The organism is Pseudomonas sp. Tul2A7 (genome assembly GCF_054790505.1).
This window is the reverse complement of the sequence record NZ_CP186499.1, coordinates 5,180,715-5,203,839: the sequence shown is the minus strand read 5'-3', so window position 1 is coordinate 5,203,839 and position 23,125 is coordinate 5,180,715. Positions and strand designations below refer to the sequence as shown.

Below are 23,125 nucleotides of genomic sequence, written 5' to 3'. Positions count from 1 at the left end.
ACCTATTGAAAACTTCTGAACCGCTGAACGAGTTGATCTCTTTCGCTCGTCAGCATTCGCCGTTCTATGCGAAACATCTGGCAGATGTACCCCATCAAGTAACTTCACTGACGCAACTACCGCTGATTGAGCCTCTTGCTTATTGGCAAAACAGTCAGTCACTGGATCATTGGCCGGTACTGACCGCGACCCGCGAGCGCGCACTGGTATTCAAAACCGGCGGTTCGACCAGCGCCGGAAAACTCTCCGTGTATACCCAGCGCGAGTGGCGTCGTTTGGTAACCGAGTTCGGCACAAGCCTCAGCTCGCAGTTCAAACCGGGTGATCGGGTAGCCAATCTGTTCTTCGCCGGCGACTTGTATGCCAGCTTCCTGTTCATCCACGATTCATTGGCGCATGTCGCCGTGAATATCACCGAGTTTCCGTTCACCGGCGACGTCGACTCATGTGTTCTGGCGCAATCGATCGAGCAGCACCGGATCAATGTGCTGGCAGGCCTGCCCGCCCACCTGCTGACGTTCGCCGAATGGCTCAAACGCCGGGAGCAGACAATGCCCGGCATCGACACCCTTCTGTATGGCGGTGAAAGCCTGTTCGCGTCGCAGCGCGAACTGCTCGAACGAGCGTTCCCTGATGCGCGCATTGCGTCGATCGGTTACGCCAGCGTCGATGCGGGCTTCATCGGCAGCAGCCAGCACGACTGTGAAGAAGACGAGCATCGCATGCATGAGCACCACGCCCTGCTGGAGATCATCGATGAACACTCCGGCGAAGTCATCGAGACCTGCGATCGCACTGGTTTGTTGGTGTTGACCAATCTTGACCGGCGCTTGATGCCGCTGATTCGCTACCCCGTTGGCGACCGGGCCTGTTGGCGAGAGCCCCCCGGCGCTGCGCAACGCAAATTCGCCCTGAAGGGCCGTAGCGCCAGCAGTCAACGCGTTCGCGTGGGGATTGTGTCACTGATACCAGAAGACATCGGCCAGATGACCCGAAGCATCGCCGCCAGCGATGACTGGCAACTGGTCATTGAACAGTCCGGGCACAGGGATGTGCTGAAGCTGAGATGGGTGGCGACCGCGCAATCTCCTGCCACGACCGAAGTCGATCGGCAGCTGAGAACCGAGTTGATCGCCCATTACCCGTTGATCGCGCAACTGCAGACCGATCATCTGTTGGTCCTGCACATCGAGTGCTGTTCGCTTGAGGATCTGCCGCGCCACCCCCGCTCGGGCAAATGCCTGCGCGTGCTCGATCTGCGCTGCTATGGAACGAGGAACAAGGAGGTGCCGGATGGAACCGTTGATTCTGCGTAACTATCGCGACAGCGATGCCGAGGCCGTCAGTGTGCTGTTCCGTCAGGTGTATGGCGACCATTACGTGCAACCCCATGTCTACCTGCCGCACATGATCAGCCAGAACCATGCCGACAAACGCTGGCACTCGCTGGTCGCGGTGACCGGCGAACAGATCTGCGGGCACGCCACACTGTTTCGCGACACCCACTCACCCATCGCGGAACTGGCCCTGAGCGTGGTTCACCCTGATACCCGGGGCCAAAACATTGCCACCCGCCTGGGCCAGCAACTGCTGACTCACGCACAGGCGCTGGGCTGTCACAACGTATCGATCAAGCAAGTGACTCATCATCCGTATACGCAGCGGATGGCGATCAACCTCGGTTTTCAAAACACCGGATTGCTGCCCGATTACGTCCCATCGCCATTCGGCAGCCCGGCGCCAGAGTCGATCGTTGTGGGTTGCCGCATGATTGACGGCTATCGCCGCCCGCTGCCCCGACAGACCTGGCCAGACAGTTGCCGGGACTTCATGCAGCATTTATGTCGGGCTTTCGGTACGCAGGAGCAAACCAGTCGCTGGCATGGTGCAGCGATTCGTCTGGAACAACACGCTAATCGTTATGACATGTACCTCAAGCATCTGCGGCCCGCCCTGCTTGAACAGATACGCGAATTGCCCCGGCACTGGCTGATTTCGATCCGGCTCAGACTGTCACAGCAATTTGCCTGGGACCTGAGCAGGCTCGCAGCTGTCGGATTTGTCTTTACCGGGCTGGCACCCGCCGAAGGCAAGGAAGAGGGATGGCTGGCACTGTTTCACCGAGGTTACCGGCTGCGCGGGTTGACACTGCAATGCCCGCACATGCAGCAGTTACATGATCAGGCTCAGCAGCAACTCGCCCTGCACCTGAGCGAAACACCGCGGTGACTTGAACGCATCGTGGGTCTTGCAAAATGACCCGCGCAATATGAGCGGGTCATTTTCTGTAGCCTCAAGCCTTGGCTTTGATGCCGTCTTTAGGGGGAAGCGGCGCGTTGCCTTCACCATAAGTCTTGAGGTTTTGCAGAACGTAGATCGCTTTTTTGAATTCAGGGATCAGGTTCTTGCCGTACGCGTTGCCATTGAGACCATTATTCTGGATCGCATCGAGCTGAGTCGCGAAATACTCCAGTGCGTTGAATTTGGCATCAATGTCTTTGGTCACGCCGAAACGGTCGAACTTGTCGCCGGCATTCATCAGCGTGAAGGAGGTGATCTCCGAGATCAGCCCTCGGCTGCGCAGCATGGCGCTGAGGTTGCCCATTTGCTTGACCGAGACGCTGGTCGGATCGAAGCCCTTGATATTCTTGCGCAGGCCTTGCTTGTCCATTTCGGCGACATTCAAGGCATTTGGATCGTTACCGACCATGGTGAGCATCTGCTGCACCTTGATACTTTGAGACACCTGTTTCTTCGCGCCGGTATTGCGCACCATGACGCCAGCCTTGCTCTCCCAACCGCCGACAATGCCGATTGTCATGAGAAAACTCCCTGTGAAATAAACATGAAATGTCCTTCGTTGAACCATTCGGATGCCGGGGAGTATCTACCGGCCACGTAATGGCACCAAACCTTTTCATGCATTTTTTTACAATTCTCGTACATTCTCGATACAAACCAGCAATGCCCATGGATGCTGGCTCGCGATGCGCCCGTTACGCGGTTTCGAAAAGATTTTGCGCCCCGACAGACGCGTGAGTCAGCCTCATGTATCAACGCCGATACTGACCAGTCGTCAGCGCACGCCTTTTTAGTACGCCTGTACCTCAAGCTTCCCGATGTAGCGACGATACGTTAGGGACACCCGCACTGTTTTACCCCGCCCCTAATAAGAATCGCAGCTCAAGGACCGGTTTCCATGCCCGCATTCCGCACTATTCAGGCTCGTTACACGCTGTTTCTGGTTCTGTTCATCCTGTTGCTGTCGGTACTGACCGTGGTCGGCATCAGCCAACTGGTCGCCCCCAAACTGCGTCACACCGAAGAACAGGTAGTGCTCAACCGCATCGCTGAGGTTGCCGAGCAGATTCAGGGCGAACTCAACAAGGTTCAGGCGCAACAGCGCAGCATCACCCAGACCATCCCGTTACTCGACAGCGCAGCCATCGACTCGGTGTTGCCGGGGCTGGTGGATCAGTACGGCGAGCTGAAAGTATTCGGCGGCGGGATCTGGCCGCTGCCGGGGCAGCGTGAAGCCGGGCGTAACAAATTCAGTACGTTCTGGCACCGCGACGCGTCGGGCAAACTCGCCGTGAACACGTTCTGGAACAGCGACGCGGCGCCCAACTATTACGACCAGAGCTGGTACAAGGGTGGCATGGCCACGCCACGCGGTCAGTGCGCATGGGCAGCGGCTTACAAGGACGACGCCAGCGCCGAACCACGCACCAACTGCGCCATGGCGATCCAGAAAAACGGTAACGCCTGGGGCGTATCGACCATTGACGTGACGCTAGGCTTCTTCAACGACCTGGTGGCTCGCAAGGAAAAAGACCTCAACGCCGAAATGCTCATCGTCGAGGCTGACGGCAAGATCATCAGCAACAGCTCGCGTATCAGCGGCCCCATCGTGCTGAAAAACATCAGTGAACTGGCCGCCAGTTCGACCTTCGCCAGCCAGGTCAAGGCCGGCCTGCAAAACCGCGAACAGGCGCAACGTGTCGAATTCGACAACGACGGCCAGGACAGCACTTTTTTCATGCGCCCGATCGAGGGTACGCCGTGGTTCCTGGCGACTGCCCTGCCGACCAAAATGCTCACCGCCCAACGTGACGACGTCCTCAGCACTCTGAGCCTGTTGCAGATTCCGATGGTGATTTTGTTGGTCCTGCTGCAGGTGTATGCGATCCGTCAGTTGGTGCAGCGCATGAAAGCGTTGAAAGCCAACATTGATTTGCTGTCCAGCGGCGATGCCGATCTGACCCGACGCATCACCATCCGCGCCGAGGACGAACTCGGCGCGATCGGACACTCGGTCAATACCTTCATCGCCTACCTGCAAAACATGATCGGCGAAGTCACCCAGGCCACGGGGGCGATGGCGTCGAGCCTCGACAACCTGCAACGCACCTCGGCCCACACCAGCCAGATCCTGCTGCGTCACGCCTCGGAAACCGATCAGACCGTTACCGCCATCACCGAGATGAGTTCAACCGCCGAGAGCGTCGCGCAAAACGCCGCCGAGACCGCTGCGTTTACACAGCGCGCCAACGAAAACGCCGACCGTTCACGGGTGGTCGTGGGCGAGGCGACCAACAGTGTGGTGGCGCTGATCGACGAAGTGGCCAGCGCCACACATAAAGTTGAAAACATGCAACAGGATGCGCAGCGCATCACCGAGATCCTCGGGGTGATCGGCGCGATTGCCGGCCAGACCAACCTGCTGGCCCTCAACGCGGCCATCGAAGCGGCTCGTGCCGGTGAACAAGGTCGAGGGTTTGCCGTGGTGGCCGACGAAGTCCGCGCCCTCGCCGCCCGGACCCAGGCCAGTACATCCGAAATCAACGAAATGTTGACCCGCCTGACGCAGGGCGTGAGCTCGTCGGTCAGCGCCATGGAAAACACCCAGGCCAGCTGTCAGTCGGCTGCCGATGCCACTGCCCGGGTCAACTCGGGTCTGGATGAAATGGCCGGCTCGGTCAGCCACATCAACAGCCTCAGCACGCAGATCGCCACCGCCGCCGAGCAACAAAGCGCCGTGACCGAAGAGATCAACCGCAGCATGGTGCAGATCCGCCACATGGTCGATGAGCTGGTGCAGAGCGGCAAGGCCAGCGAGCTCAACACCCACCAACTGCTTGAGGCCAATAGCCGGGTGAGCGCGATCATGGGGCGTTTTAAAGTCCGTTGATCGAAGCTCCCACAAGGATTCTCTGCCCAACAGATAACCCTTGTGGGAGCGAGCCTGCTCGCGAAAGCAATCTTTCAGTCCCCGCTTCAGTGTTTGAGCTACCGCATTCGCGAGCTGGCTCGCTCCCACAGGTTGGTGCTGCGTTTTGCAACAACTGGAAACATTGCGTTGATGCCAGGCGGGAAAAACCGGTCAAAATGCGTTCTTTTCTGATCGTCAGCCGAGCCGAGAATCCGTTATGCGAACCCACCTGCGTCTGGTCGCCTTGAGCGCCCTGTTCATCTCCTCCCTGGCTCAGGCCGCCGATCTGATCCCCATCGAAGTGCACCGCGACGCCAATTGCGGCTGCTGCAAAAAATGGATCAGCCACCTCGAAGCCAACGGCTTCAAAGTCGAAGATCACGTCGAAAGCGACATGAGCAGCTTCAAGCAGCAACATGGCGTGCCGCCGCGTCTGGCCTCGTGCCACACCGCGATCATCAACGGTAAATTCGTCGAAGGCCACGTGCCGGCGGAGCAGGTATTGGCCCTGAGCAAGCGCGATGACCTGCTCGGCGTCGCCGCACCGGGCATGCCGATGGGCTCGCCGGGCATGGAAATGGACGGCATGAGCGATGCCTATCAGGTCATCGGCCTGAAGAAGGATGGCGCTGACGTTGTCGTGGCGGATTACCCGGCCCATTGATCGGCGCCGCTTACTTCGGGCTGTTCTTTGCCGCGTTCGGTGCAGCGACCCTGTTGCCGCTGCAGTCCGAGGCAGTGCTGGTCGGTTTGATCGTCAGCGAGCGCTACTGGCTCTGGGGCCTGCTTGCCGTGGCGACGCTGGGCAACGTACTCGGCTCGCTGGTCAACTGGTGGCTGGGCCGTGGCATCGAGCGCTTTCAGGATCGACGCTGGTTTCCGGTCAGCCCCGCGCACATGGCCAGGGCGCGCAAACACTATGAGCGCTACGGGCATTGGTCGTTGCTGCTGAGCTGGTTGCCGATCATTGGCGACCCGCTGACGCTGATTGCCGGCGTCATGCGCGAACCGCTCGGGCGCTTCCTGTTGATTGTCACTCTGGCCAAAGGTGCGCGTTATGGCGTGCTGGCCATGCTGACGCTGGGCTGGCTGGGTTGAACGTTCGGGCGCGGGCATTGCCTGTGTTTAACGTCGGCATAATCCAGCCGTTCCAGCATCGGCCAATTTCAAACGGAGTTTGACCTTATGTCTGTCACGTTTTCCCGTTGGCTTCCCTCCTTGCTCCTCTGCGCCGCCCTGCCCCTGTCGGCGCAGGCGGCCACGTCAACCGCAGCCGCGCCGGAAGGCCCGGCCTATGGCCCGGAGTTGCAAGGCTTCGAATACCCTTACACGCTTAAACACTTTGCTTTTCAGTCCCAAGGCAAATCCCTGCAGATGGGTTACATGGACGTCGCCGCCCACGGCAAGGCCAATGGCCGCACCGTGGTGCTGATGCACGGCAAAAACTTTTGCGCGGCGACCTGGGACAGTTCGATCAAGGCCTTGAGCGAGTCCGGTTACCGGGTGATCGCGCCGGATCAGATCGGTTTCTGCACCTCGAGCAAACCCGAGAACTATCAATACAGCTTCCAGCAACTGGCGACCAACACTCAGCAATTGCTCAAAGCGCTGGGCATTCAGAAAGCCACGCTGCTCGGCCACTCCACCGGCGGCATGCTCGCCACCCGCTATGCCTTATTGTTCCCTGAACAGGTCGAGCAATTGGCACTGGTCAACCCGATCGGCCTGGAGGACTGGAAAGCCCTTGGCGTGCCCTACCGCACCGTGGATCAGTGGTATCAACGTGAGCTGAAAGTCAGCGCCCAAGGCATTCGTGATTACGAACGCACCACCTATTACGACGGCCGCTGGAAACCGGAATTCGACCGTTGGGTCGACATGCTCGCCGGCCTGAGCAAAGGCCCGGGCAAAACCCAGGTCGCGTGGAACTCGGCGCTGATCTACGACATGATTTTCACCCAGCCGGTGTACTACGAGTTCAAGGACCTGAGGATGCCGACCCTGCTGCTGATCGGTACCTCCGACACCACAGCCATCGGCAAGGACCTCGCGCCGCCTGAGGTGAAAGCGAAAATCGGCCACTATGAGGTGCTCGGCAAACAAGTGGCCAAGCTCATCCCGCAGTCGACGCTGGTGGAATTCCCCGGCATGGGCCACGCGCCGCAAATGGAAGAACCGGCGCAGTTCCACAAGGCTCTGCTCGACTGGCTGAATACATCCAATCCCGTTCGTTGATGAGGTAAGGCTGATGGCGGTGCAGATTGCAGTGATCGATGACTGGCAGGACGTGGCCCGCGATGTGGTCGACTGGTCGGTGCTCGATAGCCTCGGTGAAGTGACGTTCGAGCATGATTACCCGGGCGACAACGTGACACTGGCCGAGCGCCTGGGCCGCTATCAGGTAATTTGCGTGATGCGCGAGCGCACGCGTTTCGATGAAGACCTGCTCAAGCGCCTGCCCAATCTGAAACTGCTGGTTACTGGTGGCATGCGCAATGCCGCGCTGGACATGCAAGCAGCGGCAGGACTGGGCATCAAGGTCTGCGGCACTGACAGTTACAAGCATGCGGCACCCGAGTTGACCTGGGCGCTGATCATGGCGGCGACACGCAATCTGGTGAAAGAAGCCAATGCCCTGCGCGACGGTCAGTGGCAGCAAGGACTGGGTGGCGACCTGCATGGCAAGACCCTCGGTATTCTCGGCCTGGGCAGCATCGGTCAACGCGTAGCGCAGTTCGGCCAGGTGTTCGGCATGAAGGTGATCGCCTGGAGCGAAAACCTCACCGCCGAACGGGCTGAACAGGTTGGCGTGACGTACGTGAACAAGCAGCAACTGTTCGAGCAGGCCGATGTTCTGTCGGTGCATCTGGTGCTCAGCGAGCGCAGTCGCGGGCTGGTCGATGCGCAGGCGCTGGGCTGGATGAAGCCGACGGCACTGCTGGTCAACACCGCGCGCGGGCCGATTGTCGATGAAGCGGCGCTGATCAAGGCCTTGCAGAAACAGCACATTGCCGGCGCGGCGCTGGACGTGTTCGAACAGGAGCCGCTGCCGGCCATGCACCCGTTTCGCACACTCGACAATGTGTTGGCGACGCCGCATGTGGGCTATGTCAGTCGGCAGAACTATGAACAGTTCTTTTTGCAGATGATCGAGGATATTCAGGCCTGGGCGGCTGGGGAGCCGGTTCGCCTGTTGAATTGACACCTTCATGAATACGGTGGTGTAGCGACCATTGCTTTCGCGAGCAGGCTCGCTCCCACAGGGGATCGTCAGTGGGCAGAAAATCTGTCCCCGGCGCAGATCCAATGTGGGAGCGAGCTTGCTCGCGAAGGGGCAGTCACTGCCTCCCCAGCAACAAACTGCCCGCACCACAACAGTGCAACCGCGCTGCCCGCTAGCACAAAATCGTGACCACCCAGTCACCGTTTTGGCCCTCCCTCGCAGAAAAACCTGCACTTCGTCGGTGCGTTTACTGATCCAAAGCAAGGTAATTGCCGCCGGCCAACCGATTGTCGAACAATTTACCCATTTGCTCTGGCCCGCTCTAGGATCTGGCCTAGACTGACTTTCGCGGGGTAAAACCGACCGGTCACATTGCCGAAAAAAACTCGAAACTTTTGCGCGCAGCGGCGGGTCATCTGAAAGGCGGGGCCAAAGCGACTGGTGCAATCCTTGCAACGGCCCATTCACCCATTCTGCTTGCGCGTGTTGGGTAGCGTTTGCTCACCGATGCGTGGCGCGTTTGCGCCCGGCCACAGGACTTGGCCATGGACATCGCTTGTTCAAGACAAGAATCAGATCAACGAGACGGGAGATTCATATGATCAGTGCGGCATTGGATATTCAGGGAGAGCGTGCTCAGCAGGCGGTTGGTGAATCGAGCACCATCAGTGTTCCCGGCAGCCGACAGATCAACGTCCCCGGCACCAAAACGCTGACTCCAGTAGCGAGCCAGAACCCCAACAAGAAAAAAGTGTTGTTTGTGACCTCGGAAATCGCCGATCTGGTCAAGACCGGCGGCCTGGGTGACGTGTCAGCCGCCCTGCCCCGGGCCATGGCCCACCTGCACGACGTGCGCGTGTTGATCCCCGGTTACCCGCAAGTGATGCACAGCGAAAACCCGATTCACATCATCGGCGAACTCGGTGGCCATGCCGCGCTGCCACCGTGCAAGATCGGGCGCATGGACATGCCGGACGGGCTGGTCATCTACGTGTTGATCTGCCCTGAACTTTACGAGCGTGAAGGCTCGCCTTACGGCGCCAACAACGGTCGTGACTGGCCCGACAACCACATTCGTTTCGCCCGCTTAGGTCTGGCCGCTGCCGACATCGCCGCCAACCTTGCACAAATTCACTGGTGCCCGGACCTGGTGCACGCCCATGACTGGCCGGCCGGCCTCGCGCCAGCTTACATGCACTGGCGCGGGCAGCGTACGCCGACCCTGTTCACCATTCACAACCTCGCTTATCAAGGTGTGACCAGCCTCGGCTCCTGCCCTGAGCTGGGCATTCCCAACCATGCCCTGCAACAGGAAGGCATGGAGTTTTACGGCAAGATGTCGTTCCTCAAGGCCGGGATGGCTTATTCGAGTCACATCACCACGGTCAGCGCCACTTACGCGCAGGAAATCACCACCCCGGATTTCGGCTGCGGCCTCGACGGTTTTCTCGCCGCCAAGACCCAGCAAGGCTTGCTCAGCGGCATCCCCAACGGCATCGATGAAAGTTGGGACGCTGCCACCGATCCGCACCTGTTCGCGCCATTTGCCATCGGTGACTGGGAAGGCAAAGCGGTCAACGCCGCGCATGTGCGTGAGCTGTTTGAATTGAATGACTCAGAAGGGCCGCTGTTCGCCGTGGTGTCGCGACTGGTCTATCAGAAAGGTCTCGACCTGACGATCGCGGTATCCGAGTACATCGTGCAGAACGGTGGCCAGATCGCAATCATCGGTCGTGGCGAGCCGGAAGAAGAACAAGCCATGCGTGAACTGGCGCTGCGTTTCCCAGGCCAGATCGGCGTACGCATCGGCTTCAACGAAACCGACGCCCGGCGCATGTTCGCCGGCAGCGACTTCCTGCTGATGCCATCGCGTTACGAGCCTTGCGGTTTGAGTCAGATGTACGCCCAGCGCTTTGGTTCGCTGCCAGTGGCGCGCAATACCGGCGGCTTGGCCGACACCATTGAAAACGGCGTCACCGGTTTCCTCTTCGATGAATCCACCGCAGAAAGCTATCAGGAAGCCCTGAGCCGCGCGTTCAAGGTCTTCGCGTTTCCCGAACTGCTCAATGCGATGCGCTGCCGGGCAATGGCCGCGCCATTCAACTGGTGCAAAGCGGTTGAACCGTACGCCGAACTTTACGAACAACTGGTGGCCAAGGCGCTGGGTAAAGCGCACCACAAATAATCAGGGAGTTTTCAACGATGCCGTTACGGACCCAAGAGAACTGGCCCCACGGCGCGATCAAGCTGGACGCCGAACACACACAATTTGCGCTGTGGGCACCTGACGCGTTTTACGTAAGCGTTGAATTGGAAGATGGCCAGTCGCTGCCAATGCTGCCCCAGGCAGACGGCTGGTTTGTGATCAACGCCCGCTGCCCGGCGGGTACGCGATACCGCTACAACATCGATGGTGAACTGGAGGTGCCCGACCCTGCCTCCCGAGCCCAGGATGGCGGTCTCGACCGCCACAGCGTGGTGGTCGATCCGCTGAGTTATCAATGGCGACACACCGCTTGGCACGGTCGGCCGTGGAGCGAAGCAGTGATCTACGAGTTGCACGTCGGTGCGCTCGGTGGCTTCGCTGAAGTCCAACAGCATCTGGCGCGCCTCGCGGGCCTGGGCATCACCGCCATCGAACTGATGCCGCTGGCGCAATTCCCCGGCGATCGCAACTGGGGTTACGACGGCGTCCTGCCCTACGCGCCACAAGCGTCCTACGGCACGCCGGAACAACTTAAACACCTGATCGACAGCGCCCACGGCCACGGTTTGGCGGTGATTCTCGACGTGGTCTACAACCACTTCGGCCCCGACGGCAACTACCTGCATCGTTACGCCAAAGGCTTTTTCCGCGAGGACAAACACACGCCTTGGGGTGCGGCGATCGATTTTCGCCGCAGCGAAGTACGCGAGTTCTTCATCGAAAACGCGCTGATGTGGTTGCTCGAATACCGCTTCGACGGTCTGCGCCTGGACGCGGTGCATGCCATCGAAGACCCGGATTTCCTCACGGAGTTGGCCCAGCGCATTCGCGCGCAGATCGACCCGAGCCGACACGTCTGGCTGACCGTGGAGAACGAACTCAACCAGTCCAGCCTGTTGGAATACGACTACAACGCGCAATGGAACGACGACGGCCATAACGCCTTGCACGTGTTGCTCACCGGCGAAACCGACGCCTATTACGCCGACTACGCCGCACAACCCACCGAACAATTGGTGCGCTGCCTCAGTCAGGGGTTTGTCTTCCAGGGCCATATCACCCGCCACGGCGAACCTCGCGGCGAGCCCAGCGAACACCTGCCGTCCACGGCGTTCGTGCTGTTCCTGCAGAATCACGATCAGATCGGCAACCGTGCGTTCGGTGAGCGCCTGCATCAGCTGGCCGATCCGCGCGCCGTGCAGGCAGCGACCGTGTTGTTGCTGCTGTCGCCAATGATTCCGTTGATGTTCATGGGCGATGAGTTCGCCGCCGAACAGCCGTTCCAGTTCTTCACCAGTCACCACGGCGAACTGGCGAAACTGGTGCGCGAGGGGCGACGCAATGAATTCGCCGCGTTCAGCGCCTTCACCGATCCACACAAACGCGAACAGATTCCCGACCCGAATGCCGAAAAAACCTTCCACGCTTCACAGCCAAGGCTGATCGGCAATGGCAGCGCAAATCAGCAGGAAACCCTCGCGCTGTACCAAAAACTTCTGCAATTTCGCCATCAATACATCATTCCCCATCTGTCCGGCACGCAAGCGCTCGGTGCGCATATGCTCGGTTATGGCGCGGTCAGTGCACGCTGGCGTCTGGGCAATGGCAGTGAGCTGCGAATTGACCTGAACCTCAGCGACACGCCAGTGGTCAACCCTGCACAGACCGAGACTGTATGGCTGTTTCAGCAGCCATCCAGCGCCGATCTGTCGGAATCGGGCGAACTGCCCGCGTATTGCGCGCTTGTCAGCCTCACGGCCGCAACCCCTTTGCAACCTCTGGATGGAGAGCGCCTATGAGCGATGCGCAACTGGAAATACTCGCAAGCCGCGCCGGCCTCGCCGTCGACTGGATCGACGCCAACGGCCGCCCGCAGAAAGTCGCCCCGGCGGTGCTGCGCAATGTCCTGATCGGCCTCGGCCACCCCGCCAGCACGGCGCAGGAAATCGACGCTAGCCTGCTGGAACTGCAAGCCGTGCAACAAGACCGTCACTTGCCGCCGCTGTTGACCGCCGATGTCGGTGTCGGCGTGGATCTGGCGCGTTATTTCGCTCCGCAAACGCCGTGTGAAATTCACCTTGAAGACGGCTCGCGGCTGAACCTGAAACTCGATTCCGAAGCGATATTGCCGGGGCTGATCCCGGTCGGCTATCAACAGGTACACATCAGCGATCAGTATTTCACCCTGGCCGTGGCCCCGGAGCGCTGCTTCAGCGTCGGCGATGCGGTGGACAATCCGATTCCTCGCGTCTGGGGCCTGAGTGCGCAGCTGTATTCGCTGCGCCGCCCCGGCGACGGCGGTTTCGGCGACACCCAGGCGTTGGAAGACCTGGTGCGCGTGGCGGGTGAACGCGGCGCCGATGCGCTGGCGATCAGTCCGCTGCACGCCATGTTCAGCGCCGACACCGGGCGCTACAGCCCATATTCGCCATCCAGTCGGTTGTTCCTCAATTCTCTTTACGCAGCACCCGGGGCCATTCTCGGTGAGCGCGCCTTGCGTGATGCGATCGACGCGGCCGGCCTGGCCGAGCAGTTCGCGCAACTGGAAGACCTGACGCTGATCGACTGGCCGAGCGCCGCCGACGCCAAGCAGAAACTCTTGCAAGCGTTGTACGAAGGTTTCATCGCCGGTGACCATCCGTTGCACCCGGACTTCGCCAGTTTCCGTCACGCCGGTGGCGAAGCACTGGAAAACCACTGCCGCTTCGAAGCGATTCAGGAAATGCGCGCCGCCCGAGGTGAAAACCTCGACTGGCGGCAATGGCCGGAGCACTGGCACGACCCACGCGGCGCAGCGCTGGAAGCCTTTGCCGAAGAGTACGCCGAACGCATCGGCTATTTCGCTTTTTGCCAATGGCTGATCCACCGCTGCCTGGAACGTGCGCAAACCGCCGCCCGCAGCGCTGGCATGGGCATCGGCCTGATCGCCGACCTCGCCGTTGGGGCCGATGGCGCCGGCAGTCAGGCCTGGAGCTTCCAGGATGAGTTGCTCGCCTCGCTCACCGTCGGTGCGCCGCCGGACATTCTCAATCGCTCCGGTCAGGGCTGGGGCATTTCCGCGTTCTCCCCCGAAGGCCTGATCCGCAATGGTTTCCGCGCTTTCATCGACATGCTGCGGGCCAACTTCGCCCATGCCGGCGGCCTGCGCATCGACCACGTGATGGGCCTGCAACGCTTGTGGGTGATCCCCAACGGCGCCGCCCCGGCCGATGGCGCGTACCTGTATTACCCGGTGGACGATCTGCTGCGATTGTTGACCCTTGAATCCCATCGTCATCAGGCCATCGTCCTCGGCGAAGACCTCGGCACCGTGCCCGACGGCCTGCGCGAAAAACTCAGCGCGCGGGGGATGCTCGGCATGCGCGTGCTGTTGTTTGAACAGGACAACACTTATTTCAAACCGATACTCGACTGGCCGGACAACGCGCTGGCGACCACCAGCACCCACGACCTGCCGACACTCAACGGCTGGTGGCATGGCCGCGACATCGACTGGAATGCTCGCCTGGGTTTTGTCGATGCCAACGGTGAAATCGAATGGCGGCACCACCGGCAACGTGAGCGCGAAGGCTTGCGCAACGCCTTGAGTCAGGACCCGCAGAATTTTCGCGAGGAGTCCCACGAGGCCGATCAGGTGGTCGATGCCGCTGTGCGTTTTCTCGGCCACACCCGCGCACCACTGGTGCTGTTACCGCTGGAGGATGCGTTGGGCATCAACGAGCAAGCCAATTTTCCGGGCACCATCGACGCCCATCCGAACTGGTCGCGGCGTTTGCCCGGCACCAGTGAAGCACTGCTCGATGACGCCGACGCCGCGCGACGTCTGGAACTGCTCGCCTGTGCGCGTCTTCAGGCTGCCGAGCGTGACCAATGAATCAAACGCTCATTCAGCCCCTGCGCGCGACCTTGCGCCTGCAATTTCATAAAGGCTTCACTCTGGAACAAGCGGTGCCGCTGGTGCCGTACTTTGCCAGTCTTGGCATCAGCCACATTTATGCCTCGCCGCTGCTCGCGGCGCGGGCCGGCTCGATGCACGGCTACGACGTGGTCGACCCAACGCAAGTCAATCCCGAACTCGGTGGCGAAGCGGCGCTGCGGCGCCTGGTCAGCACCCTGCGCGAACACAACATGGGGCTGATCCTCGACATCGTCTCCAATCACATGGCCGTCGGCGGCAACGATAATCCGTGGTGGCTCGACCTGCTGGAATGGGGCCGACTCAGCCCTTACGGCGAGTTCTTCGACATTCAGTGGCATTCGCCGGACCCGTTGATGGAGGGCCAGTTGCTGTTGCCGTTTCTCGGCAGCGATTACGGCGTGGCTTTGCAGGAAGGCACGCTGAAATTGCAGTTCAACGCGCAGACCGGCAGCTTTTACGTCGAGCACTATGATCATCATTTCCCGATCTGCCCGAGTGACTACGGTGAGATCCTCAAACACCAAGAGACGCTGAAATCCCTCGCTGACCGGTTCAGCACGCTCAGTTATCAGACCGATGCACATTCGCTGGCGATGCCACTGAAGGAAGAGCTGCGCGAACTGGCGAGCGATCCGCAGACGCTTGAAGCGATTCACAGCAACCTTCAGCATTTCGACTCAACGACCGAAGCAGGCTTCCAGGCGCTGCATCAGTTGCTGGAGCGGCAAAGCTATCGCCTCGCCAGTTGGCGCACGGCGGCGGATGACATCAACTGGCGGCGCTTTTTCGATATCAACGAACTCGGCGGCCTGCGCGTCGAACGTCCGGCAGTGTTCGAAGCCACCCACGGCAAAATATTCCAGTTGATCGCCGAAGGCTTGGTCGACGGTTTGCGCATCGACCACATCGACGGCCTCGCCGACCCGCGTGGTTACTGCCGCAAACTGCGCCGCCGGGTTGATCTGCTGGCGCCGGGCAGGCACTTGCCGATCTACGTCGAGAAGATCCTCGGCGCCGGTGAAACCCCGCGCCGCGACTGGACGGTGGATGGCACCACCGGTTACGAGTTCATGAATCAACTATCGCTGCTGCAACACGACCCGGACGGCGAATACGTCCTCGGTGACCTCTGGCAACGGCGCACCGAACGCCCCGCCGCGTTCATCGAAGAAGCGCAACTGGCGCGTCAGCAGATCCTCAACGGCTCGCTGGCCAGTGATTGCGAGAGCGTCGCCCAGGCCCTGCTGCAAGTCGCCCGCGATGACCTGATGACCCGCGACCTGACACTCGGCGCGATCCGCCGGGTGTTGCAGGCGTTGATCGTGCATTTCCCGGTGTACCGCACTTACATCAGCGCCATGGGCCGCTCGGCGCAGGACGAAGCATTTTTCCAGCAGGCCATGGACGGTGCCCGGCAGACTCTGAGCGAGGCCGACTGGCCGGTGCTCGACTGCGTGGCCGGTTGGCTGGGCGGGACCCCATGGCGGCAAAAACCGCGTGGGCGCTCACGCAAGATTCTCAAGCATGCCTGCGTACGCTTTCAGCAACTGACCTCACCGGCAGCAGCCAAAGCCGTGGAAGACACCGCGCTGTATCGCTCGGCGGTGCTGCTGTCGCGCAACGATGTCGGCTACAACACCGAGCAGTTCAGTGCCCCGGTCAGCGACTTTCATGCCGTCAATCAGCAACGGCTGAACGACTTCCCCGACAACTTGCTGGCCACCGCCACCCACGATCACAAACGCGGCGAAGACACCCGCGCGCGTCTGGCCGTGCTCAGCGAGCGTAGCCATTGGTACGCCGAGCAGATCGAATTGTGGCGCGCCCTCGCCCGTCCCGTTCGGGTTGACGATCAGATGCCGTCGAGCGGCGATGAGCTGATCCTCTATCAAGCGTTGCTCGGCAGTTGGCCGCTGCAACTGCGTGATGATGATCAGGCCGGTTTCGCCGACTACGCCAAACGTATCTGGCAATGGCAGCAGAAAGCCCTGCGCGAAGCCAAGCTGCAAAGCAGTTGGAGCGCGCCGAACGAAGCCTATGAAAACGCCGCACAGGCATTCACCGAAAAACTCCTCACCGGAGAGGAAGGCGAACTGCTGCGCGCCGCGCTGAGCAAGACCGTCAACAGCATCGCCGCCGCTGGCGCCCTCAACGGTTTGGCGCAAACCTTGCTGCGCATGACCGTGCCGGGGGTGCCGGATCTGTATCAGGGTAATGAGTTCTGGGACTTCAGCCTCGTCGATCCGGACAACCGCCGGCCGGTGGATTACGCCGCTCGTGAACACGCCTTGCAGGAGCCATTGCCACCTGGGGAACTGTTGGCGAACTGGCGTGACGGGCGCATCAAGCAAGCCTTGATTGCGCAAGTGTTGAACCTGCGTGTCGAGCATGCCGAGCTGTTCCGCCGGGGCAGCTACCAAGCCCTGGAAGTGCTCGGCAGTCAGGCGCACAACGTGCTCGCGTTTGCCCGCGAACACGAGGGCAAGCAGGCCATCGTGATCGTGCCGATCCGTTGCGCAACCCTGCTGGAAAACAGTGCTGTACCTCAGGTCGATGCGCTGCGCTGGGGCGATACGCGAGTGGTTCTACCGTTCGCCGCCTCTGCGACAAACCTGAAGGGACTTTTTTCAAGCAGCGCAGTCACAAAAAACAGGGAGCTGAATATCAGCGACGCGCTGGGGGATGTCCCGGTCAATCTCTTTATCCAACACTTAACGTAAGCATGAGTTCAGTTCAGGAGCATTGCGATGAGTACCGACGATAAACGCATCCGCGAATTCGCCTATCAAATCTGGGAATCGGAAGGTCAGCCTGACGGTCAGGAGGCGCGCCATTGGGAGATGGCACGCAAGCTCGCTGAAGCGGAAGCGCTGGCACCGAAGAAGCCACCGAAAGCCGCTGGCAGCAAAGCCGCGGGCAAAACTGCCGAGGTCAAAGCGCCGGCCGCCAAACCGAAACCGGCGGCCAAGGCCAAACCGGCCGGCGCCGCCAAAGTGATTCCCCCGGGCGAAAAAGCCGCTGAGAAAAAGCCCCGAGCGCCGAAGAAGCCTTCGGCGATCTGACGCTAACCGGATTATTGAACTGAATGAATGTGTGGCGGGTTCGCTCGCCACCGAGGACGCGTTCGTCCTCAACAAACCCACCAATCCCCTGTAGGAGTGAGCCTGCTCGCGATAGTGATCTGACATTCAACATGGATGTCGCCTGATAGACCGCTATCGCGAGCAGGCTCACTCCTACAGGGGGATGTGTAAGCCCAGAAATTACCCGTTTTGCAGGAGCAATCATGACCCGTCCAAAGAATGCCGAGCCCACCGCGCACGCCGAGCCATCCAGAATCCGTGAAGGCCTGCCCTTCCCGCTCGGTGCGACCTGGGATGGGCTGGGGGTGAACTTTGCTCTGTTTTCCGCCAACGCCACCAAGGTCGAACTGTGCATATTCGACGATGCCGGCGAAGTCGAACTCGAACGCATCGAACTACCGGAATACACCGACGAGATCTACCACGGCTACCTGCCCGATGCGCATCCGGGGTTGATCTATGGCTACCGCGTCTACGGCCCGTACGACCCGGCCAACGGTCACCGTTTCAACCACAACAAATTGCTCATCGACCCGTACGCCAAGCAACTGGTCGGCGAACTGAAATGGTCGGAAGCGCTGTTCGGCTATACCATCGGCCACCCTGATGCCGACCTCAGTTTCGATGAACGCGACAGCGCACCGTTTGTGCCCAAGTGCAAAGTCATCGACCCGGCGCACACCTGGGGCAACGACCACCGTGTCAGTGTGCCGTGGGACAAAACCATCATTTATGAAACCCACGTGCGCGGCATCAGCATGCGTCACCCCTCGGTGCCGGAAAACGTGCGCGGCACCTTTGCCGGGCTGATGGTCGACGATGTCCTCGAACACATCCGCAAGCTCGGCGTGTCCACCGTCGAGTTGCTGCCGATTCACGCCTTCGTCAACGACCAGCATCTGCTGCACAAAGGCATGACCAATTACTGGGGCTATAACAGCATCGCCTTCTTCGCCCCGGACCCGCGCTATCTGGCCAGCGGCAAGATCGCCGAGTTCAAGGAGATGGTCGCGCACCTGCACGAAGCCAACCTCGAAGTGATCCTCGACGTGGTCTACAACCACACCGCCGAGGGCAACGAGCAAGGCCCGACCCTGTCGATGCGCGGCATCGATAACGCCTCGTACTACCGCTTGATGCCGGACGACAAGCGCTTCTACATCAACGATTCCGGTACCGGCAACACCCTCGACCTGAGCCACCCGTGCGTGCTGCAAATGGTCACCGACTCGTTGCGTTACTGGGCCAGTGAGATGCATGTCGACGGTTTCCGTTTCGACTTGGCAACCATTCTCGGCCGCTATCACGACGGTTTCGACGAGCGTCACAGCTTCCTCGTTGCTTGCCGTCAGGACCCGGTGCTGCGTCAGGTGAAGATGATTGCCGAGCCGTGGGACTGTGGCCCCGGCGGCTATCAGGTGGGCAACTTCCCGCCTGGCTGGGTCGAATGGAACGACAAGTTCCGCGACACCGTGCGCGCGTTCTGGAAAGGTGACGACGCTCAGGTTGCCGATTTCGCCAGCCGCATGACCGCGTCCGGCGAGATGTTCAACCAGCGCGGGCGGCGGCCGTATTCGTCGGTGAACTTCATCACCGCCCATGACGGTTTCACCCTCAACGATCTGGTCTCGTACAACGACAAGCACAACGAAGCCAACGACGAGAACAATCAGGACGGCAGCAACAACAACCTGTCGTGGAACCACGGCGTCGAAGGCCCGACCGACGATCCCGAGATCAACGCCCTGCGCCATCGGCAGATGCGCAACTTCTTCGCCACCCTGCTGCTCGCCCAAGGCACGCCGATGATCGTCGCCGGCGATGAATTCGCCCGCACGCAGGATGGCAACAACAACGCCTATTGTCAGGACAGCGACATCGGCTGGGTCAACTGGGACCTGAGCGAGGACGGCAAGGCACTGCTGAAATTCGTCAAACGCCTGATCAAGCTGCGCTTGGCCTATCCGATCCTGCGTCGCGGCCGTTTCCTGGTCGGCGAGTACAACGAAGACATCGGCGTCAAGGACGTCACCTGGCTGGCACCGGACGCCACCGAAATGACCACCGAACACTGGCACGACGCGCACAACCGCTGCCTGGGCATGTTGCTCGATGGCCGCGCGCAGGAAACCGGGATTCGCCGCAAAGGTGCGGATGCGACGCTGCTGCTGGTGGTCAACGCCCATCACGACATCGTCAATTTCACCTTGCCTGAAGTGCCGGAGGGCAGCTTCTGGACGTGCATGATCGATACCAACCAGCCATCGATCCGTGGCCAGGAACGCTTCGATTTCGGCCACGAATACTCGGTCACCGGACGCTCGCTGCTGCTGTTCGAACTGCAACGTGATGAAGAAGATTGATATGGATCTGCACAGTTATCTCGCCCGACGCCCAGCGGATTATCCGCACACCGTAGCCCTCGGCAATTGCTTGCGGGCGCTGGTCGAAGCCGGGCTGGATCGGTTGCCGTTACCGGGCAGCGGCCACACGCTGGAACGCTTTCAGCGGCTGGCCGAGGTCGGCGGGCATGATCTGGGTTTGTGCAAATTGTTCGAAGGTCATACCGACGCACTGGCGATCATCGAGCAATTGGGCGGTTCACCAACACCGGGCAGCACGTGGGGCATGTGGGCGGCAGAACCGCCGCAGGCACGGGTCAAAGTCAGTCCGGCCGGGCACATGGTCGCACTGCATGGACGCAAGGCATGGTGCTCCGGCGCCGCCGTGCTCAGCCATGCCTTGCTGACCGCGTGGGATGGCGACGATCAGCAACAACTGGTCGCCGTCGCCCTCGACCAACCGGGTGTGACCGTCACCGAGCAAGGCTGGCAAGCGGTGGGCATGGCCGCCACCGGCAGCGTTGAAGTGTTGTTTGACGGTGCCGAAGCGCAGGCCATCGGCAACCCCGGCGACTATCTGCAACGCCCGGGTTTCTGGCAGGGCGGGATCGGCATTGCTGCGTGCTGGTACGGCGCCGCGCGGAAAATCGCCGAAGCGTTGCGCAGCCAGTGTGGCCAACGCCCGGAACCCCACGCCCTCGCCCATCTCGGCGCGGTCGACAGTGCCTTGCAAGCGGCGGCGGATGTGTTGCGTTTCAGCGCGCTGCACATCGATGCACACCCCGAGGACCACGCCGAACTGCTCGCTCGTCGTGCCCGCGCGGTGGTCGAACAATCTGCCGAACAGGTGATGCGTGAGGTCGGTCGCGCCCTCGGCGCCGGGCCGTTTTGCAAGGATCGGCAGTTTGCCCGGCTCAGCGCCGATCTGCCGGTGTTCCTGCGCCAAAGCCATGCCGAACGGGATCTGGCTGCGCTCGGGCAATTGGTTGCCGGACAATCCTCGGAGGCATGGACGCTATGAAAACCAATCCGATTGTCGGCCAGGGCACCAGCCTGCATCAGTGGCAGGCTTCGCGGCATCTGGCGGAGCTGGACAGCATCGACATCCTCAGTCTGGTGCCACCGGGCGCGCGGGCGGTGATTGTTGCGCCGCACCCGGACGACGAAGTGCTCGGTTGTGGCGGCCTGCTGCAATTGCTCGCCGCTGCCGGCCGGCCTGTGCAATTGATTTCGGTGACCGACGGCAGCGCCAGTCACCCCGGTTCCAGTCGTTGGCCGGCGGAGCGACTGAGCGTGGTGCGCCCACAGGAGTCTGCTGAAGCGCTGCGCCGACTTGGTTTGCCGATGCATCGGGTGAAGTGGCTGCGCGGCGGTTTTACCGACACTCAGGTTGCGGCTCAGGAAGCCGAGCTGGTCGATTTCATCGCGCGTCATTTGCGTGCCGATGACGTGCTGTTCGCAACTTGGAGTGAGGACGGCCATTGCGACCACGAAGCGGTCGGCCGCGCCAGTGCCGAAGCTGCGCGCCGTGTCGGGGCAACCTGCCATGAACTGCCGGTGTGGACCTGGCACTGGGCAACCCCGGAAGACGCTTTCGTACCGTGGCAACGCGCACGCAAGATTCTTCTGACGCCGGCGCAAGTCGCGCGCAAGCGCCATGCGGTGCACGCCTTCGCCAGTCAACTGGAGGGCGATCCTGACGCCGGACTCGGCCCGGTGCTGGCGCCGTATGTGCTCGATCGCCTCTTACAGCCCTTCGAAGTGGTGTTTCTATGAGTGTCGAAGATCGCTATTTCGATGGCCTGTTTGCCGGCAACGACGACCCTTGGGCCTTCCGCGAGCGCTGGTACGAGCAGCGCAAACGCGCGATCACCCTCGCCGCCCTGCCGCGTCCGCACTATCGGGCAATCTTCGAACCAGGCTGCGCCAATGGTGAGTTGAGCGCCGAACTCGCCGGTCGTTGCGATCGCTTGCTGTGCTGCGACACCGCCAGTGCGGCGGTGACATTGGCGCGCACGCGTCTGAGCCTGTTCGATCACGCCGAAGTGCGGCAAAACCGTCTTCCCGGCGACTGGCCGGAGGAAAAATTCGACCTGATTGTATTTAGCGAGATCGGCTACTACCTCGACGGCCAGGATCTGACAGAAGTGATCCGCCGAGCCAGTGAATGCCTGACTGCCGACGGCCAGTTTCTCGCCTGTCACTGGCGTCCGCCCATCGACGACTGCCCGTTGAATGCGCGGCAGGTTCACGACCTGATTCACGAAAAACTGCATCTGCCGCGAGTGGTTTTGCATCAGGAAGCGGACTTCATTCTTGAAGTTTGGAGCCGCGAACCGCGCTCGGTGGCGGCATTGGAGGGCTTGCGATGATCGGCATTCTGATCCCGGCACACAACGAGGAAGACTTGCTCGACGACTGCCTGAGCGCGGCCATGCGCGCCAGCCGCCACGGTTTGCTGGCCGGTGAAAAGGTTGAAGTGTTGGTGGTGCTCGACAGTTGCACCGACCGCTCGGCGCAGATTGTCAGTCGCTATCCGGTGCTGAGCCTGCACATCGACGCGCGCAACGTCGGCCAGGCCCGGGCGGCCGGCGCACAGCTGTTGCTGGAGCGCGGCGCGCGCTGGATCTCCTGTTCGGACGCCGACAGTCGCGTCGCCGATGACTGGCTGGTGGCACAGCTGGGGTTGGGTGCCGACGCGGTATGCGGTACCGTCACGGTCGAACGCTGGCACGAGTCGTTCGATGCAGCGGCGCAAATCCGCTACCACCGGCATTACCGTGCCTGCGATGGCCATCGGCATATCCACGGCGCCAATCTGGGCATCAGTGCCGACGCCTATCGCTGGGCTGGTGGCTTCAAACCGCTGGCGTGCGACGAAGATGTGCAATTGGTGCGGGAACTGGAACTCGACGGCGCCAACATCGCCTGGAGTCATCGCCCGCAAGTGCTCACCAGCGCTCGCTTCGACAGCCGTGCGCGCGGTGGCTTTGGTGACTATCTGCGAAATCTGGCACAGATAGAGCAAAAAAAAGCGGATCAGATTGATCTGTGACGCGACGAATTTAGCTTCATGAGCAATACTCTGCTGCGCGGCAATCCAGGGTTTGGAGCGTCGCTGGGCATTCAACCAGCCTTCA

17 protein-coding genes and 2 pseudogenes are annotated in these 23,125 nt (G+C 60.9%); 18 read left to right on the top strand and 1 reads right to left on the bottom strand.

All coding sequences use genetic code 11. The annotated features are described in order from the left end of the window. The first annotated feature begins 5 nt into the window (after window positions 1–5). A complete protein-coding gene (locus tag ACOYXJ_RS23290) occupies window positions 6–1,316 on the top strand; it encodes a phenylacetate--CoA ligase family protein (protein ID WP_460371688.1) in 1,311 nt (436 codons plus the stop codon). After that, a complete protein-coding gene (locus ACOYXJ_RS23285; RefSeq protein WP_460371686.1) occupies window positions 1,294–2,229 on the top strand; it encodes a GNAT family N-acetyltransferase in 936 nt (311 codons plus the stop codon). Before ACOYXJ_RS23290 ends, ACOYXJ_RS23285 begins: the two co-directional genes overlap by 23 nt. 64 nt (window positions 2,230–2,293) lie before the next feature. Here the strand turns inward: ACOYXJ_RS23285 and ACOYXJ_RS23280 are convergent, their stop codons facing one another. Then, the gene (locus tag ACOYXJ_RS23280; protein ID WP_150792636.1) at window positions 2,294–2,821 is read right to left on the bottom strand and encodes a hypothetical protein; all 528 of its coding nucleotides are present in this window, start codon (window positions 2,819–2,821) and stop codon (window positions 2,294–2,296) included. Between the two features lie 378 nt (window positions 2,822–3,199). Between ACOYXJ_RS23280 and ACOYXJ_RS23275 the strand changes: the two are divergent. The 16 genes and pseudogenes from ACOYXJ_RS23275 to ACOYXJ_RS23200 form a co-directional block, all read left to right on the top strand. Next, window positions 3,200–4,282 (top strand): annotated as a pseudogene (locus tag ACOYXJ_RS23275) (cache domain-containing protein); the annotation flags it as partial. A gap of 381 nt (window positions 4,283–4,663) precedes the next feature. Next, a pseudogene (locus ACOYXJ_RS23270) lies at window positions 4,664–5,191 on the top strand (methyl-accepting chemotaxis protein); the annotation flags it as partial. Between the two features lie 238 nt (window positions 5,192–5,429). Continuing rightward, window positions 5,430–5,876, top strand: coding sequence for a DUF411 domain-containing protein (locus ACOYXJ_RS23265; protein ID WP_077572718.1), 447 nt, complete (start codon window positions 5,430–5,432; stop codon window positions 5,874–5,876). Further along, a complete protein-coding gene (locus ACOYXJ_RS23260; RefSeq protein ID WP_095119026.1) occupies window positions 5,876–6,310 on the top strand; it encodes a YqaA family protein in 435 nt (144 codons plus the stop codon). The genes ACOYXJ_RS23265 and ACOYXJ_RS23260 overlap by 1 nt, the downstream gene beginning before the upstream one ends. Before the next feature lie 87 nt (window positions 6,311–6,397). Continuing rightward, window positions 6,398–7,447 (top strand): alpha/beta fold hydrolase, encoded by a 1,050-nt coding sequence (locus tag ACOYXJ_RS23255; protein ID WP_460371684.1) that lies wholly within the window; start codon window positions 6,398–6,400, stop codon window positions 7,445–7,447. Window positions 7,448–7,460: 13 nt separating this feature from the next. Continuing rightward, window positions 7,461–8,414, top strand: a complete 954-nt coding sequence (locus ACOYXJ_RS23250) for a D-2-hydroxyacid dehydrogenase family protein (protein ID WP_460371683.1) — start codon at window positions 7,461–7,463, stop codon at window positions 8,412–8,414. Between the two features lie 619 nt (window positions 8,415–9,033). Beyond that, window positions 9,034–10,620: a glycogen synthase GlgA gene (gene glgA / locus ACOYXJ_RS23245; RefSeq protein WP_150792632.1), complete on the top strand. Its 1,587-nt coding sequence runs from the start codon at window positions 9,034–9,036 to the stop codon at window positions 10,618–10,620. Between the two features lie 17 nt (window positions 10,621–10,637). Then, entirely contained in the window at window positions 10,638–12,440 is a 1,803-nt protein-coding gene (treZ, locus tag ACOYXJ_RS23240; protein WP_460371681.1) for a malto-oligosyltrehalose trehalohydrolase, read from the top strand. Further along, window positions 12,437–14,515 (top strand): 4-alpha-glucanotransferase, encoded by a 2,079-nt coding sequence (gene malQ, locus ACOYXJ_RS23235; RefSeq protein ID WP_095118742.1) that lies wholly within the window; start codon window positions 12,437–12,439, stop codon window positions 14,513–14,515. The genes treZ and malQ overlap by 4 nt, the downstream gene beginning before the upstream one ends. Next, complete coding sequence (locus tag ACOYXJ_RS23230; RefSeq protein ID WP_460371679.1) at window positions 14,512–17,280, top strand: malto-oligosyltrehalose synthase; 2,769 nt, start codon at window positions 14,512–14,514, stop codon at window positions 17,278–17,280. Before malQ ends, ACOYXJ_RS23230 begins: the two co-directional genes overlap by 4 nt. A 27-nt stretch (window positions 17,281–17,307) precedes the next feature. Next, complete coding sequence (locus ACOYXJ_RS23225) at window positions 17,308–17,622, top strand: DUF2934 domain-containing protein (RefSeq protein ID WP_150792629.1); 315 nt, start codon at window positions 17,308–17,310, stop codon at window positions 17,620–17,622. A gap of 224 nt (window positions 17,623–17,846) precedes the next feature. Further along, on the top strand, window positions 17,847–20,006 hold the full coding sequence (gene glgX, locus ACOYXJ_RS23220) for a glycogen debranching protein GlgX (RefSeq protein ID WP_150792628.1): 2,160 nt from the start codon (window positions 17,847–17,849) through the stop codon (window positions 20,004–20,006). Window position 20,007: 1 nt separating this feature from the next. After that, on the top strand, window positions 20,008–21,006 hold the full coding sequence (locus tag ACOYXJ_RS23215) for an acyl-CoA dehydrogenase (RefSeq protein WP_460373016.1): 999 nt from the start codon (window positions 20,008–20,010) through the stop codon (window positions 21,004–21,006). Further along, window positions 21,003–21,761 carry a PIG-L deacetylase family protein gene (locus tag ACOYXJ_RS23210; RefSeq protein WP_150792627.1) on the top strand — a complete coding sequence of 253 codons (759 nt, stop codon included), beginning with the start codon at window positions 21,003–21,005 and terminating at the stop codon, window positions 21,759–21,761. The genes ACOYXJ_RS23215 and ACOYXJ_RS23210 overlap by 4 nt, the downstream gene beginning before the upstream one ends. After that, window positions 21,758–22,357 carry an SAM-dependent methyltransferase gene (locus ACOYXJ_RS23205; protein ID WP_150792626.1) on the top strand — a complete coding sequence of 200 codons (600 nt, stop codon included), beginning with the start codon at window positions 21,758–21,760 and terminating at the stop codon, window positions 22,355–22,357. Before ACOYXJ_RS23210 ends, ACOYXJ_RS23205 begins: the two co-directional genes overlap by 4 nt. After that, window positions 22,354–23,040, top strand: coding sequence for a glycosyltransferase family 2 protein (locus ACOYXJ_RS23200; protein WP_102900942.1), 687 nt, complete (start codon window positions 22,354–22,356; stop codon window positions 23,038–23,040). The genes ACOYXJ_RS23205 and ACOYXJ_RS23200 overlap by 4 nt, the downstream gene beginning before the upstream one ends. Window positions 23,041–23,125: the final 85 nt, after the last annotated feature.